The 15,361-nt window shown below is 67.6% G+C and carries 12 protein-coding genes; 9 read left to right on the forward strand and 3 right to left on the reverse strand.

The features are described from left to right. Positions 1 to 95 precede the first annotated feature (95 nt). A complete protein-coding gene (locus tag KYC_RS09850) occupies positions 96 to 839 on the forward strand; it encodes an SDR family oxidoreductase (protein ID WP_008161512.1) in 744 nt (247 codons plus the stop codon). Between the two features lie 320 nt (positions 840 to 1,159). After that, a complete protein-coding gene (locus KYC_RS09855) occupies positions 1,160 to 2,044 on the forward strand; it encodes a crotonase/enoyl-CoA hydratase family protein (protein ID WP_008161513.1) in 885 nt (294 codons plus the stop codon). 24 nt (positions 2,045 to 2,068) lie between these two features. On the opposite strand, the gene pdeR is transcribed toward KYC_RS09855, so the two are convergent. After that, positions 2,069 to 4,066, reverse strand: a complete 1,998-nt coding sequence (gene pdeR / locus KYC_RS09860; protein WP_008161516.1) for a cyclic di-GMP phosphodiesterase — start codon at positions 4,064 to 4,066, stop codon at positions 2,069 to 2,071. 289 nt (positions 4,067 to 4,355) lie between these two features. After that, positions 4,356 to 5,351 (reverse strand): Bug family tripartite tricarboxylate transporter substrate binding protein, encoded by a 996-nt coding sequence (locus KYC_RS09865; RefSeq protein ID WP_008161517.1) that lies wholly within the window; start codon positions 5,349 to 5,351, stop codon positions 4,356 to 4,358. Between the two features lie 221 nt (positions 5,352 to 5,572). Here KYC_RS09865 and KYC_RS09870 point away from each other — a divergent pair, with 221 nt between their 5' ends. From KYC_RS09870 to KYC_RS09890, 5 genes are all read left to right on the forward strand, one after another. Beyond that, complete coding sequence (locus KYC_RS09870; RefSeq protein ID WP_008161520.1) at positions 5,573 to 7,348, forward strand: IlvD/Edd family dehydratase; 1,776 nt, start codon at positions 5,573 to 5,575, stop codon at positions 7,346 to 7,348. Positions 7,349 to 7,364: 16 nt separating this feature from the next. Further along, positions 7,365 to 8,072, forward strand: coding sequence for a GntR family transcriptional regulator (locus KYC_RS09875; RefSeq protein WP_008161522.1), 708 nt, complete (start codon positions 7,365 to 7,367; stop codon positions 8,070 to 8,072). A gap of 112 nt (positions 8,073 to 8,184) precedes the next feature. Further along, a complete protein-coding gene (locus KYC_RS09880) occupies positions 8,185 to 8,706 on the forward strand; it encodes a sigma-70 family RNA polymerase sigma factor (RefSeq protein WP_008161524.1) in 522 nt (173 codons plus the stop codon). A 7-nt stretch (positions 8,707 to 8,713) separates the two neighbouring features. Beyond that, positions 8,714 to 9,733 carry a FecR domain-containing protein gene (locus KYC_RS09885; RefSeq protein ID WP_008161526.1) on the forward strand — a complete coding sequence of 340 codons (1,020 nt, stop codon included), beginning with the start codon at positions 8,714 to 8,716 and terminating at the stop codon, positions 9,731 to 9,733. A 107-nt stretch (positions 9,734 to 9,840) separates the two neighbouring features. After that, positions 9,841 to 12,276 (forward strand): TonB-dependent receptor, encoded by a 2,436-nt coding sequence (locus KYC_RS09890; RefSeq protein WP_008161528.1) that lies wholly within the window; start codon positions 9,841 to 9,843, stop codon positions 12,274 to 12,276. Positions 12,277 to 12,349: 73 nt separating this feature from the next. Here the strand turns inward: KYC_RS09890 and KYC_RS09895 are convergent, their stop codons facing one another. Beyond that, positions 12,350 to 13,258, reverse strand: coding sequence for a LysR family transcriptional regulator (locus KYC_RS09895; protein ID WP_008161530.1), 909 nt, complete (start codon positions 13,256 to 13,258; stop codon positions 12,350 to 12,352). A gap of 120 nt (positions 13,259 to 13,378) precedes the next feature. Here KYC_RS09895 and KYC_RS09900 point away from each other — a divergent pair, with 120 nt between their 5' ends. Both KYC_RS09900 and KYC_RS09905 read left to right on the forward strand, forming a co-directional pair. Further along, on the forward strand, positions 13,379 to 14,341 hold the full coding sequence (locus tag KYC_RS09900) for a 3-hydroxyacyl-CoA dehydrogenase family protein (protein WP_008161531.1): 963 nt from the start codon (positions 13,379 to 13,381) through the stop codon (positions 14,339 to 14,341). Continuing rightward, entirely contained in the window at positions 14,338 to 15,192 is an 855-nt protein-coding gene (locus KYC_RS09905; protein WP_008161533.1) for a beta-keto acid cleavage family enzyme, read from the forward strand. The genes KYC_RS09900 and KYC_RS09905 overlap by 4 nt, the downstream gene beginning before the upstream one ends. Positions 15,193 to 15,361 lie beyond the last annotated feature (169 nt).

Here is a 15,361-nt window from a genome sequence, read left to right on the forward strand (position 1 = left end):
GTTAAAGCAAATGAAATTATCTTAGCAAATCAAGGGTAATTATCTTTGCGCCGGAATAGTCGATCATTCGTGTCATCCACTTAACGGAGAACCCCATGAACGACCAAGCCCCCCAACGCGTCGCCCTCGTCACCGGCGGCTCCCGCGGCATCGGCGCCGCCATCGCGCGCCGGCTGGCCGGCGACGGCTTTGCCGTCGCCATCAATTACGCCGCCAGCGCAGCGGAGGCCGACGCCCTGGCCGACGAACTGCGCCAGGCCGGCGGACGCGCCCTGGCCGTGCGCGCCGACGTTTCCAAGCCGGCGCAGGTGCGCGCCATGTTCGAGGCCGTGGAGGCCGGCCTGGGCAGGATCGACGTGCTGGTCAACAGCGCCGGCGTTTTGCAGGTGCAGCCGCTGGCCGATACCAGCGACGAACTGTACGACCAGACCTTCGACATCAACACCCGCGGCACCTTCAACACCCTGCGCGAGGCGGGCGCCCGTCTGGCCGATGGCGGCAGCATCGTCAACGTGTCCAGCACCACCGTCGCGCTCAACCTGCCCGGCTACTCGGTCTACATCGCCAGCAAGGCGGCCGTAGAGAGTTTTACCCAGGTCTTCGCCAAGGAACTGCGCGGCCGCCGCATCAGGGTCAATGCGGTGGCGCCCGGCCCCGTCGCCACGGCGCTGTTCTTCAAGGGCAAAAGTCCCGAACTGATCGAGCACTACGCCAAAATGCCCCCGCTGGAACGACTGGGCGAGCCCGAGGACATCGCCGGCATCGTATCGTTCCTGGCGGGCCCCGACAGCGGCTGGGTAAACGGCCAAATCCTGCGCGCCAACGGCGGCGTCGCCTGATTTTTTTTCGCGCGCGGCCGCCGCGCCGCGCCGCCTGCTCATCCCTACGCACGAGCCCGCCAGTCCTGGCGGGCGTTTCTTGCGCCGCCCCGCGCGGCGCGAGTTCATTGAAGCCCTCATCCGTTCTACCCATGGCGGCATCGACTGATGGGGGGAGGCGTCAACGCCGTTTCTCAAAATTCCGCTTTGCGCGCTCGGGACTTTGATTTACGGATAAGTCTGGCCAGTTGGACGAGGTTTGCATGAGACGGAGACCGGAAGGTGTGGTTTAGCCTGACCCGGCAGTACTCCGACTCACCTTGATCGATTGGACGAAAGCAATGAATCAACTCATTCATCCGGACTGCCATCCCTTCACCGCAGCAGGCAATCTGAAGCAGATCTCCGCGTATTACGAGGAGGGACGCCGCGTCATGTGGATGATGCTGCGCGCGCAACCGCGCCCGTGCTTTAACCTGGAACTGATCGACGAGATCATGACCCTGGCGCGCGCCGCCAAGGATTCCGGCCTGCCCATCGACTTCTGGGTCACGGGCTCGCTGGTGCCGCAGATCTACAACGTCGGCGGCGACCTCAACTTCTTCGCCGAGGCCATCCGCACGGGCAAGCGCGAAGCGCTCCGGGCCTACGCCCGGGCTTGCGTCGACTGCGTCCATGCCGCCACGCGCGGCTTCGACACCGGCGCCATCTCGCTGGCCATGATCGAAGGCACCGCGCTGGGCGGCGGCTTCGAGGCCGCGCTGGCCCACCACTTCGTGCTGGCGCAGAACAACGCCCGCATGGGCTTCCCGGAAATGGCGTTCAACCTGTTCCCCGGCATGGGCGGCTATTCGCTGGTGGCGCGGCGCTCGGGCATGAAGCTGGCCGAAGAACTGATCGGCTCGGGCGAGTCGCACACCGCCGAGTGGTTCCATGCCCGCGGCCTGGTGGACGTGGTGTTCGAGCCGGGCGACGCCTTCAAGGCCACGCGCACGTTCATGGACGTCATGCGGCCCAAGCTCAACGGCATGCGCGCCATGCTGCGGGCGCGCCAGCGCGTGCTGAGCCTGTCGCGCTCCGAACTGATGGACATTACCGAAGACTGGGTCGAGGCCGCGTTCTCGATCGACCCCAAGGACCGCGCCTACATGGAGCGGCTGGTGATTGCGCAGAACCGCCGCAGCTCGGTCAACACGGAGTCCGGGGAAGTGGCCACGATGCACTGACCCGGCGGCGCGCCGCCGGTTGCGTCAGGCAATCAGGTGCAGCCGGCGGCGCTGCGTGAGCCAGGCGGTGAACGCTTCGGCGGGCATGGGCTTGGCGTACAGATAGCCTTGCTTGGCGTCCACGCCCAGCGTGTCCAGGAACGCGGTTTCTTCCTGGGTTTCGACGCCCTCGGCGATCACCTTGAGCTCGAGCGTGCGCGCCACGGCGACGATGGCGCGCGCCAGCGCCTGCGACACCGGATTCTCGTTCACGCCGCGCACGAAGCTGGCGTCCAGCTTGATCGCGTCCAGCGGAATGCGCGCCAGCTGCGATAGCGAGGAGTAGCCCGTCCCGAAGTCGTCCAGGTGGACCCGCGCGCCCAGCTGGCGGAACTGCTTGATCAGTTCGATGGCGGCGCCTTCGTCGTCGATCAGGCAGCTTTCGGTCAGTTCGATATCAAGCAGGCAGGGATCGAGGCTGGCGTCGCTGATCGCCCGCATGAATTCGCTGACCACGCCCTTGTCGTCAAGCTGGCGGGCCGACATGTTGATCGCGATGCGGATGTTCAGGCCGTCGCGCTTCCAGGCCGCGGCCTGCCGGGCGGCCTCGCGCATCACCCAGACGCCCAGCGGCGAGATCAGGCCGGATTCCTCGGCGTAGGGAATGAAGGTGTCGGGCCCGACCATGCCGCGCTCCGGCGAGCGCCAGCGCACCAGGGCCTCCACGCTGTCGACCTCTCCCGTGCGGCCGGCCAGCTTGGGCTGGTAGTACAGCATCAGGTGATTCTCGGTCAGGGCCTTGCGCAGATTGGTGTCCAGCCACACGTAGTCCGCATTGCGGCGGTCCATATCGTGCTGGAACACGCGATAGGTGTGGCGGCCCGCTTCCTTGGCCACGTACATGGCGATGTCGGCGCTGCGCACCACGCTGTCCAGGTCGGCGCCATGGTCGGGGTACATCGCGATGCCGATGGAGCAGCTGGTGTAGACCTCGATCAGGCCCTGGCGGAAGGGCTCGCGCAGCCGTTCGATGATGCGCTGCGCGGTGGCTTCGAGCTGCCAGGCCTGCGCCTCTTCCTGCAGCACGATAAATTCGTCCCCGCCCAGGCGCGCCAGGGTCTGGCCGTCGGACAGGCAATTGGAAATCGCGACCGCCACCGCCTTGAGCAGGCGGTCGCCGAAGCCGTGGCCATAGTGGTCGTTGATGCGCTTGAAATTGTCCAGGTCCAGGAACAGCACGCCGCCGCGCCCTTCCCGGCCCGCCGCAAGCGCCGACTTCAGCCGCGAGGTGATCGCGTGGCGGTTGGGCAGGTTGGTCAGCATGTCGGTGTTGGCCAGCACCCGCAGGCGCTCCTGGGCCTGCCGCTCTTCGGTGATGTCGGTGCCGGAGCAGATCAGGTAGACGCGCTTTTCGCCGCTGCCGCTGGTGACGAACTTGTTGCGGAACAGGAAAAGCCGGGGGCCCTTGACCGTGTTGATCGTGCGCTCGACTTCATAGGACTGGCCGCGCTTGTAGAACTCGGCGATATTGCGCCGCGAGGCGACGGCCTCTTCGCGCGTCATGAACATCTCGAAGACGCTGCGGCCCACGATGTCCTGTTCGCGCTTGCCGGTGTATTCCTCGCTGAGCTTGTTGAAGCGCTGCACCCGCCCGTTCTGGTCGACGATGACGATGACCGAATTGGCCTCGGACACCACCGTTTCGGCAAAGGACAGGCCTTCCACCAGGTCCTTGGCGACGGATTCCGTGTCGGTATGGGCGGACGCCGTGCCGGCCCATTCGTTGGGATTGATCTTGCGGCCGACCAGATGCAGGTGCAGCAGTTCGCCATACAGCGAAATGTCGATCCGCACGCTGGATGTGATGCCGGTGAGCCCGCGCACGGCCTCCGCCTGGTCCGGGCGCAGCGCCATCGCGATATTGGTGGCGCCCTTGACGGCGGCGAGTTCAATCGCGTCGCTGTCGGCGGACAATCGCCAATATGGGCTATGCGTACCGAAATGCGTGTGCAGGATCGACTTTTCGTCCTGGTTCTCAGTCATTGGTATCCCCCCGCCGTCCTAAGGCCCGCAAAGCACATTACGTTCTCCTTAATTTGGGGTCAACCACATTATTGAGGTCCGAAAAACCCATATTGCAATTTATTGCATAGGGGTTCGCCTGAGTTATGCAAACCTTTGAAATACTGCGGAGTTTCAAGCGCGACAAGTCCGAATCGCAAATCTAATATTTCGTTTTTTTCAAACCTCGTATGAACGAAAACGCCGGAGAATCCCTGGAGGATTTCCGGCGTGTGGCGTAAATGGCGCAAAGCGCGCCGGCGCAGGGATATCACTCGCCCTTGACGCCAGCCTCGTCGATGACCTTGGTCCAGCGCGCCACTTCGGCCGAGACGCGCGCGCTGGCGTCAGCCGGCGTGGTCCAGGTGGCGATGGCGCCCTGATTCAGCAGCGAAGTCTTCACTTCCGGCTTGGCCAGGATCTTCTTGAGTTCGCTGTTCAGGCGTTCGATCACCGGCGCCGGGGTGTTGGCGGGTGCGACGATGCCGAACATGGAGCTGACCTCGAAGTCCTTCAGGCCTGCCTCCGCGGCGGTGGGCACGCCCGGCAGCGCCTCGACGCGCTGCGACGAGGTCACCGCCAGCGCGCGCAGCTTGCCGGCCTTGATGTTGGCCTGCGAGGCCGGCACGGTTTCGATCATGCTGAGCACCTGGCCGCCCATCAGGTCGGTCATGGCGGGGCCGCTGCCCTTGTAGGGCACGTGCAGGATGTCGGCGCCGGCCATGCGCTTGAACATTTCGCCGGCCAGGTGCTGGGGCGAGCCGTTGCCGGCCGAGGCCATGGTCATGAAGCCGGGCTTGGACTTGGCCAGCGCAATGAACTCGGACAGCGTGTTCGCCTTCACCGACGGGTTCACCACGAACACCAGCGGCACCGTGCCCACGATGGACACCGGCGCGAAGCTCTTTTCCACGTCGTAGGTGACGCGGCCGCGGTACAGCGCGGCGTTGATGGAATGGCTGGTCAGCGCGCCCATCAGCAGCGTGTAGCCGTCCGGCTGCGCCTTGGCGACCTGGTCGGCGCCGATGTTGCCGGCGGCGCCGGCGCGGTTCTCGACGACGACGGTCTGGCCCAGCGCGCCGGTCAGTTCCTGCGCCAGCACGCGGCCGATCACGTCGGTCGCGCCCCCGGGCGGATAGGGCACGATCAGGCGTACGGGCTTGTCGGGATAGGCGTCGGCGGAGAACGCCGGGGCGGACACGCCGGCGCACAGGGCCAGCAGGGAAAACAGAACGGCGCGGCGCGGCCGCAGACGCAGGTCTGACATGTGGGTATCTCCAGCCGGGATGGGTATAGGAATGAACGGACGCCCGGTTCGTCAACGGCGCCAGTGTAGGAGGCCTGGCTTGATTGAAGAATCAACATTTTTCTATCGACTGATCTACAAAAACGATCAATTTGAAAGGCGGGAGAAACCGCTTGCCGCCACCGCGAAGGGCTGGATATGATGTCTGCCCTGGATTATCAATAATATTATCGGGACTGAAAATGACGGACGAGACCAAGGGCGGCAAGCCCGCCAAGGGCCCCTTTGACAGCGACAGCGCCACCGCGCAGGGCGTGGCCCGCGGGCTGACCAACTACGGCGACAAGGGCTTTTCGCTGTTCCTGCGCAAGGCCTTCATCAAGGGCGCCGGCCTGTCGGACGACGCGCTGGCGCGTCCCATCATCGGTATCGTCAACACCGGCAGCAGCTACAACCCCTGCCACGGCAACGCCCCGCAACTGATCGAAGCCGTCAAGCGCGGCGTAATGCTGGCCGGCGGCCTGCCGATGGACTTCCCCACCATCTCGGTGCACGAGAGCTTCTCGCAGCCCACCAGCATGTACCTGCGCAACCTCATGTCCATGGACACCGAGGAAATGATCCGCGCCCAGCCCATGGATGCCGTTGTGCTGATCGGCGGCTGCGACAAGACCGTGCCGGCGCAGCTCATGGGCGCGGCCTCGGCCGGCGTGCCCGCGATCCAGCTCGTCACCGGTTCGATGCTGACCGGCTCGCATCGCGGCGAACGCGTCGGCGCCTGCACCGACTGCCGCCGCTACTGGGGCCGCTACCGCGCCGAGGAAATCGACGCCGTCGAGATCGCCGACGTCAACAACCAGCTCGTCGCCAGCGTCGGCACCTGTTCCGTCATGGGCACCGCCAGCACCATGGCCTGCATCACCGAAGCGCTGGGCATGATGGTGGCCGGCGGCGCGTCCGCCCCTGCCGTCACCGCCGACCGCGTGCGCGTGGCGGAACGCACCGGCGCCACCGCCGTCGCCATGGCGGCGTCGCGCCTGACGCCCGACCGCATCCTGACGGGCAAGTCCATCGAGAATGCGCTGCGCGTGCTGCTGGCCATCGGCGGATCCACCAACGGCATCGTCCACCTGACTGCCATCGCCGGCCGCCTGGGCATCGACATCGACCTGGCGGGCCTGGACCGCATCAGCCGCGAAACCCCCGTGCTGGTGGACCTGAAGCCGTCGGGCCAGCACTACATGGAAGATTTCCACGACGCCGGCGGCATGCCCGCGCTGCTGCGCGAACTTCGCCCCTTCCTGCACCTGGACGCGCTGACCGTGTCGGGCCGCACCCTGGGCGAAGAACTGGACGCCGCGCCCCCCGCCTTCAAGCAGGACGTGATCCGCACGGCCGCCTCGCCCATCTATCCGGTGGGCGGCCTTGCCGTGCTGCGCGGCAACCTGGCGCCCGGCGGCGCCATCATCAAGCAATCTGCCGCCAACCCCAAGCTGATGGAGCACGAAGGCCGCGCCGTGGTGTTCGAGGACGCCGAGGACATGGCCCTGCGCATCGACGACGACGCGCTGGACGTGACCGCCGACGACATCCTGGTGCTCAAGCGCATCGGCCCCACCGGTGCGCCGGGCATGCCGGAAGCGGGCTACATGCCGATTCCCAAGAAGCTCGCCCGCGCGGGCGTCAAGGACATGGTCCGGATTTCCGACGGCCGCATGAGCGGCACGGCGGCCGGCACCATCGTGCTGCATGTCACGCCCGAGTCCGCCATCGGCGGGCCGCTGGCCTACGTGCAGAACGGCGACCGCATCCGCCTGTCGGTGGCCCAGCGCGAGATCGCGCTGCTGGTGGACGACGCCGAACTGGCGCGGCGCGCGGCGGCCAAGCCGATCACCCGGCCCACGGCCGAGCGCGGCTACCGCAAGCTGTTCCTGCAGACCGTGACGCAGGCCGACCAGGGCGTGGACTTCGACTTCCTGCGCGCCGGCGTCACGAACGACACCGTACCCAAGAAGTAAGCAGCCCCTTCAAGCCATGAACGCCATCACGCCCGACGCCTTGCAGGAGCAGGCCCCCGACGCCATACAGTCCGCCGTGGCCGTCCTGGAAGAAGACATCGTCTTCGGCCGGCTGCATCCGCGCGAACGCCTGACCGAGGACGAACTGATGGCGCGGTTCGGCATGAAGCGGCATGCGGTGCGGCAGGTCCTGGCCGACCTGGAACTGCTGGGCGTGGTCGAGAAAAAACGCAACATCGGCGCGGTGGTGCGCGATTTCTCGGTCCGCGAAGTAATGGAACTCTACGCGCTGCGCGCCGTGCTGGAAGTGCATGCCGCCAGCCAGATGCCGCTGCCCGTGCCCGAAGCGCGGCTGGCGGCGCTGGTGGCGGTGCAGCGCGAGCACGACGCGGCGGTGGCCGCCGGCGACGCCCGCGGCGTTTTCCGCAGCAACCAGCGCTTTCACCACGAATTCTTCAGCCTGCTGGACAACGCGGTGCTGGGCCAGGCCATCGAAGAATACGCGCGCCGCACCCACCCGATCCGCTTCGGCTCGCTGGTCACTGCCGGACACCGGGAACGCGCCCGCCAGGAGCACTGGACCATGATCCAGGCGCTGCGCGACGGAGACCGCGATGCGTTGATGACGGTGTGCCGGGATCACCTGATTCCCTCGCGCGATGCGTACCTGGCGTCGCAGCAGGCGTTTTCACAGACCAGCGGGGCGTATCCGGCAACAATTTGACAAGCCCCTCCCGGATTCGGTAATAATAACAATTACTATTTCCGCAATTCGCATGAGCAGTTGTCCCGTTTCGTCACCCGAGGCGCCGGCGGCTTGATCAAAAGGTTGGATCTTGAGTACGCCGGGATGCGCCTTCCCCTCCTCCATCGAAACGCTCTATAGCGACCACCACTCCTGGCTCAGGGGCTGGCTGCGCCGTCGCCTGGGCAACGCCGATCAGGCCGAGGACTTGGCGCACGACACGTTTATCCGCCTGCTCAGCAGCGACCGCGTGCCCGCCACGCTGTCGGAACCTCGCGCCTTCCTGACCACGGTCGCCCAGCACCTGCTATCCAACCACTGGCGCCGCGAGAAACTGGAGCGCGCGTATCTGGACGCGCTGGCCCAGGCGCCGCAGGCGGTGCACTGGTCGCCCGAAGACCGGGCCATCGTGCTGGAGACGCTGCTGGAACTGGACCGGCTGCTCGACGGGCTGCCGCCCCTGGTGCGCCGGGCCTTCCTGCTGTCGCAACTGGAAGGGCAGACCCATGCCCAGGTGGCCGACGCGCTGGGCATTTCCATCCCAACCGTCAAGCGCTACCTCGTCAAGGCCTTGCAGCGCTGCTGCTTTGCCGATCTTTCCTTCACGGGATGAGCCGACCTTGAGCGCTTCTCCCTGGTACCGCAGCACCCGCGACGCGTCCACGTTGTCCCCCGCCGTCGCCCAGCGCGCCCTGGAATGGCTGGTGGAATTGCAGGCCGACGCCGTCGCGCCCGAAACGGTGCGCGAATGGACCTGCTGGCGCGCCGCGCATCCCGACCACGAGCGCGCCTGGCTGCGCATCGAATCCGTGCGCGGCACACTGCAGCCGCTGGTCTGTCCGGCCAGCGCCGCCATCGCGCACGCGGCCCTGTCCGCCCCTGCAGCCCCGCATCGCCGGCGCGCGCTCAAGGCGATGGGCGTCCTGGCGCTGGCGGGCGGCGCAACCTGGAGCGCCGGCCAGTACACGCCTTGGCGCGAGTGGACGTCCGATCATCGCACCAGGGTGGGCGAACGCCGCAACCTCATATTGCCGGACGGCACGCGGCTGGCGCTGAACACGGACAGCGCCATCGACGTACGCTTTAGCGCGGCCGAACGCCGCGTGGCCCTCATCGCGGGGGAAATCCTGGTCGCCACCGCCCATGAAGCGCGCCCGTTCCTGGTCGAAACCGGCCACGGCACGGCGCGCGCGCTGGGCACCGAATACACCGTGCGCCTGCTGGACGCGTCGACGGAGGTGGGCGTCTACCAGGGCGCCGTGCAGATCCGCCCGCGCGACGACGCCGGCCACGGACTGACCCTGCAGGCGGGCCTGCGCGCGAACTATTCGTCGCACGGCGTCGACGCCCCCTCCCCGGCGGAGGAAAACCGCCTGGCATGGAAGGACGGATTCATCGTGGCGCGCGCCATGCGCCTGGACGACTTCATCGCCGAGCTCGGCCGCTATTGCCGGGATTCGCTGTCCTGCGACCCGGCCGTGGCCGGCATGCGGCTGTCGGGCTCGTTCCCGGTCAACGACATCGACAAGGTGCTGGCCGCGCTGCGCGCCACCCTGGACATCCGGGTCGAGGCCCATACCCGCCTCTGGGGCGGCAGGCGGCTGCGCCTGATCCCCGGACCCGACGCGGCGCGGGCCTGAGCCGCTGTTACAAAAAAACCGCTGGAAAACTGATCCGTTTTTCGTCGCCGCGGGTCATGGCTGGTGAGAACACAGAAATCCTCATCTACCCATCGAAAGGCCAGCACATGAATCACGTCCGGGCGCCCAAGCGCCAGTCCCCCCACTTCCTGCGGCGCACGGCCACGGCGCGTCTGGCCGGACGCATCGCCACCGGCGCCCTGCTCGCCGCGCCCGTCCTGGCGGCCCCGGTGGCCGCCTACGCGCAAGCCGCCCCGGCCCGCGCCTACAACATCCCGGCAGGCACGCTCGAAGACACGTTGGGCCGCTACGGACGCGAGGCCGGCATCGTGGTGTCGTTCAAGCCCGAAGTCACCGCCGGCCTGCAAAGCAGCGGGCTGCGCGGCAACTACGGTGCGCGGGCCGGGCTGGACGCCCTGCTGGCCGGCACCGGCATCCGGGTCCTGCCGCAGTCGAACGGCAGCTACGTGCTGGACCGCCCCGCGGGCGCCGGCATCGCGACCACCCAGCTTCCCGCCGTGACGGTGACCGCGTCGGCCGCCGATCCCCGCCTGCCGGCCCCCTTCGCGGGCGGCCAGGTGGCGCGCGGCGGCGGCCTGGGCGTGCTGGGCACCGGCGACGTGATGGACGTGCCGTTCAGCACCACCAACTACACGGCCGAAATGCTGGAGAACCAGCAGGCCCGCACCTTGGCCGACGTCGTGATCAACGAATCCTCGGTGCGCACGACGACCGCCAGCGGCGGCTTTTCCGACGAGTTCCAGATCCGCGGCTTTTCGGTGGCCGCCGGTGACGTGGGCTTGAACGGCCTGTACGGCCTCGCGTCGGCCAGCCGCATGCCCGCCGCCATCATGGAGCGCGTGGAAGTCCTGAAAGGCCCCGGCACGCTGATGAACGGCATCGGCCCCAGCGGCAGCATCGGCGGCGGCATCAACGTCGTCACCAAGCGCGCTGGCGATGAGCCCCTGACTCGCCTGACCACCACCTACCAGAGCAAGTCGCAACTGGGCGGCCAGCTGGACATGGGCCGCCGCTTTGGCGAAAACAATGAATGGGGCATCCGCGTCAACGGCGTCTACAACAACGGCCACACCAATATCGACGACGGCAAGCAGGAGCAAGGGATCGGCGCGCTGGCGCTGGACTACCGCGGGCCCCGCCTGCGCTGGTCGCTGGACGCCTACACCCAGCACGAAGACATCGACAACTTCCGGCCGCAGATCGGCTTCCAGTCGAACGTGACGTCGCTGCCGTCGCCGCCGTCCGGCCACCGCAATTTCTACCCCGGCACCAAGCTCAAGCTGAACGATTCGACCGTGGCCACGCGTCTCGAATACGACATCAACGATCACCTGATGGTCTACGGCGCCACCGGCTACCGCTACGGCACCGCCGAGCAGACCTTCCCGTCCGGTCCCGCGGATGCGCTGGGCAATTTCACGGTGTCGAACGCCTATTACGACTCGTACTCGCGCACCTGGACGGGCGACGTGGGCCTGCGCGCCCGCTTTGACACCTGGGGTGTGGGCCACACCGTGACCCTGTCCGCCACGCGCCTGGACCAGGAGTCCGGCAACGCTTATGTGACGTCTTCGGGCCCCGGCGTCCCGTCCAGCATCTACCGCCCCGCGCCGCTGCCCCCGGTCACCGCCTACCGCGGCGCGCCGCAGAAGGCGTCCAAGACGGAACTGACCAGCTACACGCTGACCGACACGCTGTCCTTCGCGGACGACACCCTGCTGATCACGGGCGGCCTGCGCAACCAGCGTGTCGCGCTGGACAACTATTCGACGAGCACCGGCGCGCGCACCAGCGCCTATGACGAAAGCGCGATCTCGCCGGTCGCGGGCATCGTGTTCAAGCCCGTCTCCAATGTGTCGCTGTACGGCAACTTCACCTCGGGCCTGACGCGCGGCGGCATCGCGCCGGCCACCGCCGCCAACGCCGGCCAGGTGTTCGCCCCCTACAAGTCCAAGCAGTACGAGGCGGGCGTCAAGGTCGACTGGGGCAAGGTGATCACCAGCGCCTCGGTGTTCCAGATCACGCGGCCCAACTCGATGACCGATCCCGACACCCGGATCTACAGCTTCGACGGCGAACAGCGCAACCGCGGCCTGGAACTGTCGGCCTTCGGCGAAGCCATGCCCGGCCTGCGCATGATGGCCAGCGCCACGTTCTACGACGCGACCCTCAAGCGCACCGCGGGCGGCGTGAACGACGGCAACGAGGCCAACGGCGTGCCGAAGCACACCTTCAACCTCGGGGTGGATTGGGACACGCCGTGGGTGCGCGGCCTGAGCCTGAACGCCCGCGTGATCCACACGTCGTCGATGGCCTTCAACGCGGCCAACACGCTGAGCCTGCCCTCGTGGACGCGCTACGACATCGGTGCGCGCTACAACACCGAGATCCTGGGCCGCGCCGTCGTGTTCCGCGCCAACATCGAGAACCTGTTCAACAAGGACTTCTGGATCGCCAGCGGCTCGTACGCCACGGTCTCCGCGCCGCGCACCTTCCTGCTGTCGGCGCAGATCGACTTCTGACGCCAGCCGGGCCGCGGCTTGCCGCCCCGGCCCGCGCCAAGGCCTGCCCGGCGCCCGGGCGGGCCGCGCCGCCTTACCGCGCCTGGGCCGCCAGGTATTCCCGCAACGTCTGCACCAGGGCCATCGCCGCCGGCGACAGGCTGCGGTTGCGCGCGGTCACCAGGCCGATCGACCGCTCGGCCACCGGCCCCGTCAGCGGCCGCTGCACGATGCCGTTCTGCGCCACCGCGCTGGCGGCGATCTCCGGCAGCGCCGCCACCCCGAATCCGCATTCCACCATCGCCACGATGGTCGTCAGGTGTTCGGCCTCGAACGCCGGCGTGAAGCGGATGCGGTTCTGCAGGAACGCCCATTCCGTGTACTGGCGCACGCTGCTGGGATGCACCATCGACACGTGCTCCGCCGCGGCCGTGTCGGCCCAGCGCAGCGGCCCTTTCGCGCGGGCCAGCGGATGGGCCTCGGGGATCAGCAGGATGAAGCTGTCCGACATCAGCGGCACGTAGTGCAGGTCGGCGTGCTGCGGATCGGCCGCCGTCAGCGCGAAATCCACTTCGCCCGCCCGCACCAGGTCGAACGCCGGACCCGACAGGGTGTCGCGCACTTTCAGCGCGACCTGGGGATGCGACTGGCGGTAGGTCATCAGCACGCGCGGCAGCAGGCGGGCCGCCAGCGACGGCAGCGCCGCCACCGACACCTGTCCCTGCTCCGCGCTGGAAATCCCGCCGACCGCGGCGATGGCGTCGCGAAACGCCGCCTGCAGGGTCGCGGCCTGCTGCAGGAAGACCTCGCCGGCCGCGGTCAGGCGCACCGTGCGTGTGGTGCGGTCGAACAGCCGCACGCCCAGCGCATCCTCGATGCGCTGTATCTGCGTAGACAGGGCGGATTGCGACAGGTGAAGCTGCCCGGCCGCCTGACGGAAGTTCAAGGTGCGGCCCAGCACCAGCGTGGTGTCGATGTCACGCATCGACAGATTGATCTGCACGGATTGTCTCCCGCCTTATTGATCTGATTTGCCGATCATTCTATTCAAAAATTCTGATTCATCAATCAACCGCCCTTCTCTACACTCGCCCCCAACGTAGTTCCAGATCCAGGAGAAAACATGCAAACAGACGCGAAGGCGCTGCCCAACCCGGGCGCGGCGCATGCGGTGGTGGTGGGCGGCGGCACGATGGGCGCCGATGTCGCCGTGGTGTTGACCCGCGCGGCCTGCCGCACGACGGTGATCGAATCCAATGCCGAGCGCGCGGCGGGCCTGCCCGCCCGCGTGGCGGAAAACCTGAAGACCATTGGGCGCGAAGCCAACGCCGCGCTGCTGGCCACGGCGCCGTCCCTGGACGAGGTGGACTGGTCCAGCGTCGACCTGGTGATCGAATGCATCCCCGAGCGCCTGGACATCAAGCAGGCGCTCTTCGCGGACCTGGCGCGGCGCGCCCGGCCCGACGCCATCCTGGCCAGCAACAGCTCCAGCTTCCCGATCAGCGCGATCGGCCAGGGCCTGGACACCCGTGGCCGCATGCTGGGCCTGCACTTCTTCATGCCCGCGCACCTGGTGCCGCTGGTGGAAGTGGTGCTGGGCGAGGCCAGCGACGACGCCTGCGCGGACAGCCTGATCAACTTCATGCGGCGCTGCGGCAGCGTGCCCGTGAAGGTCAAGCAGGACCTGCCGGGCTTTTTGGCCAACCGCCTGCAACACGCCTTGTCGCGCGAGGCCTTCGACCTGATCGACCGCGGCATCGCATCGCCGGAAGACGTGGACGCCGCCGTGCGCTTCGGCTTCGGCTTCCGCTTCCTGGCCGCCGGCCCGGTCATGCAGCGCGACCACGCCGGCATCGACGTCCACGCCGCGGCGGGCGCCACCATGTACCCCACCTTCTGCAATTCCGACCACCCGGCGCGCTGCCTGACCGAACGCGCCGCCGACGGGCGCTATGGCATGAAGGCGGGCGAAGGCTTCTACGCCTGGACGCCCGACACCATCGCGGCCGAACGCGCGCGCTACGACCGCCTGCTGCGCGCCGGCCTGGACCTTATCGCCCCCGAACTGCCGGAGATCCAGCCTTGAACGCCCCCGCCCTGCCACGCGCCGCGCTGGCCGACTCGCCCGTCATCATCACCGTGGCGCCCAACGGCGCCTACAAAAAGGCCGCCGACCATCCGGCCGTGCCGCTCACCGCCACGGACCTCGCGCGCGAAGCGCGCGAATGCCTGGAAGCCGGCGCCGCCATGATGCACATGCACGTGCGCAAGCCGGACGGCAGCCATCTGCTGGACGCCCAGGCCTATCGCGATGCGCTGGCCGCGGTGCGCCGCGAGGTCGGCGACGAACTGCTGGTGCAGGTGACCAGCGAAGCCGCGGGCGTCTATAAGGCCGCCGAGCAGATCGCGATGGTGCGCGAACTGCAGCCCGAAGCGGTGTCGATCGGCCTGCGCGAAATCGCCGTGCCCGACATCCCGGAAGCGGAACTGGCCGCCTTCCTGGCCTGGCTGGCCGAGCGGCGCATCATGACGCAGATCATCCTGTACGACGATGCCGACGTGCGCCGCTGGCTGTCGCTGCGCGCGCGCGGACTGGTGCCGCCCGGCGCCTGGTCGGTGCTGTTCGTGCTGGGCCGCTACAGCGCGGGCCAGACATCGTCGGCGTACGACCTGCTGCCCTTCCTGGCCGCGTACGACCACTCGTTGCCCTGGGCCATCTGCGCCTTCGGCCCCGAAGAAAACGCCTGCGTCACCACCGCGGCGGCCTTCGGCGGCCACATGCGCGTGGGCTTCGAGAACAACCTGAAGCTGCGCGACGGCGCCACCGCCCCCAACAACGCGGCGCTTGTCCGCCAGGCCGCGCAGGGCGCACAGGCGCTGGGCCGGCCGCTGGCCACGGCCTTGGACGCGCGCCGCATCTACGGGGCGATCGCCTAGCGTTCCGCCCCGCCTACGCTGCTCCGGGCGCCCGCCCGAAGCAGCGTTATTCACGCTTGTATATAGCGCTCGTTTTTCGCTTTATGTCGCTGTGTTGCAGCATTGACGTAGCGCAAAGCCATCTGCTAAAAAGTTCCGCATCCGCACGTTCAACGCAATACCCCAACGT

The sequence above is a fragment of the Achromobacter arsenitoxydans SY8 genome, from assembly GCF_000236785.1.
In the GTDB taxonomy this organism is placed as follows: Bacteria; Pseudomonadota; Gammaproteobacteria; order Burkholderiales; family Burkholderiaceae_B; genus Achromobacter; species Achromobacter arsenitoxydans.

Bases quoted from the DNA above. Each gene is read 5' to 3' on its own strand.
- KYC_RS09900 (WP_008161531.1), top strand. From the start codon at position 13,379: ATGCAAACAGACGCGAAGGCGCTGCCCAACCCGGGCGCGGCGCATGCG.
- KYC_RS09875 (WP_008161522.1), top strand. From the start codon at position 7,365: ATGAACGCCATCACGCCCGACGCCTTGCAGGAGCAGGCCCCCGACGCC.
- KYC_RS09890 (WP_008161528.1), top strand. From the start codon at position 9,841: ATGAATCACGTCCGGGCGCCCAAGCGCCAGTCCCCCCACTTCCTGCGG.
- KYC_RS09855 (WP_008161513.1), top strand. From the start codon at position 1,160: ATGAATCAACTCATTCATCCGGACTGCCATCCCTTCACCGCAGCAGGC.
- KYC_RS09870 (WP_008161520.1), top strand. From the start codon at position 5,573: ATGACGGACGAGACCAAGGGCGGCAAGCCCGCCAAGGGCCCCTTTGAC.
- pdeR (WP_008161516.1), bottom strand. From the start codon at position 4,066: ATGACTGAGAACCAGGACGAAAAGTCGATCCTGCACACGCATTTCGGT.
- KYC_RS09865 (WP_008161517.1), bottom strand. From the start codon at position 5,351: ATGTCAGACCTGCGTCTGCGGCCGCGCCGCGCCGTTCTGTTTTCCCTG.
- KYC_RS09850 (WP_008161512.1), top strand. From the start codon at position 96: ATGAACGACCAAGCCCCCCAACGCGTCGCCCTCGTCACCGGCGGCTCC.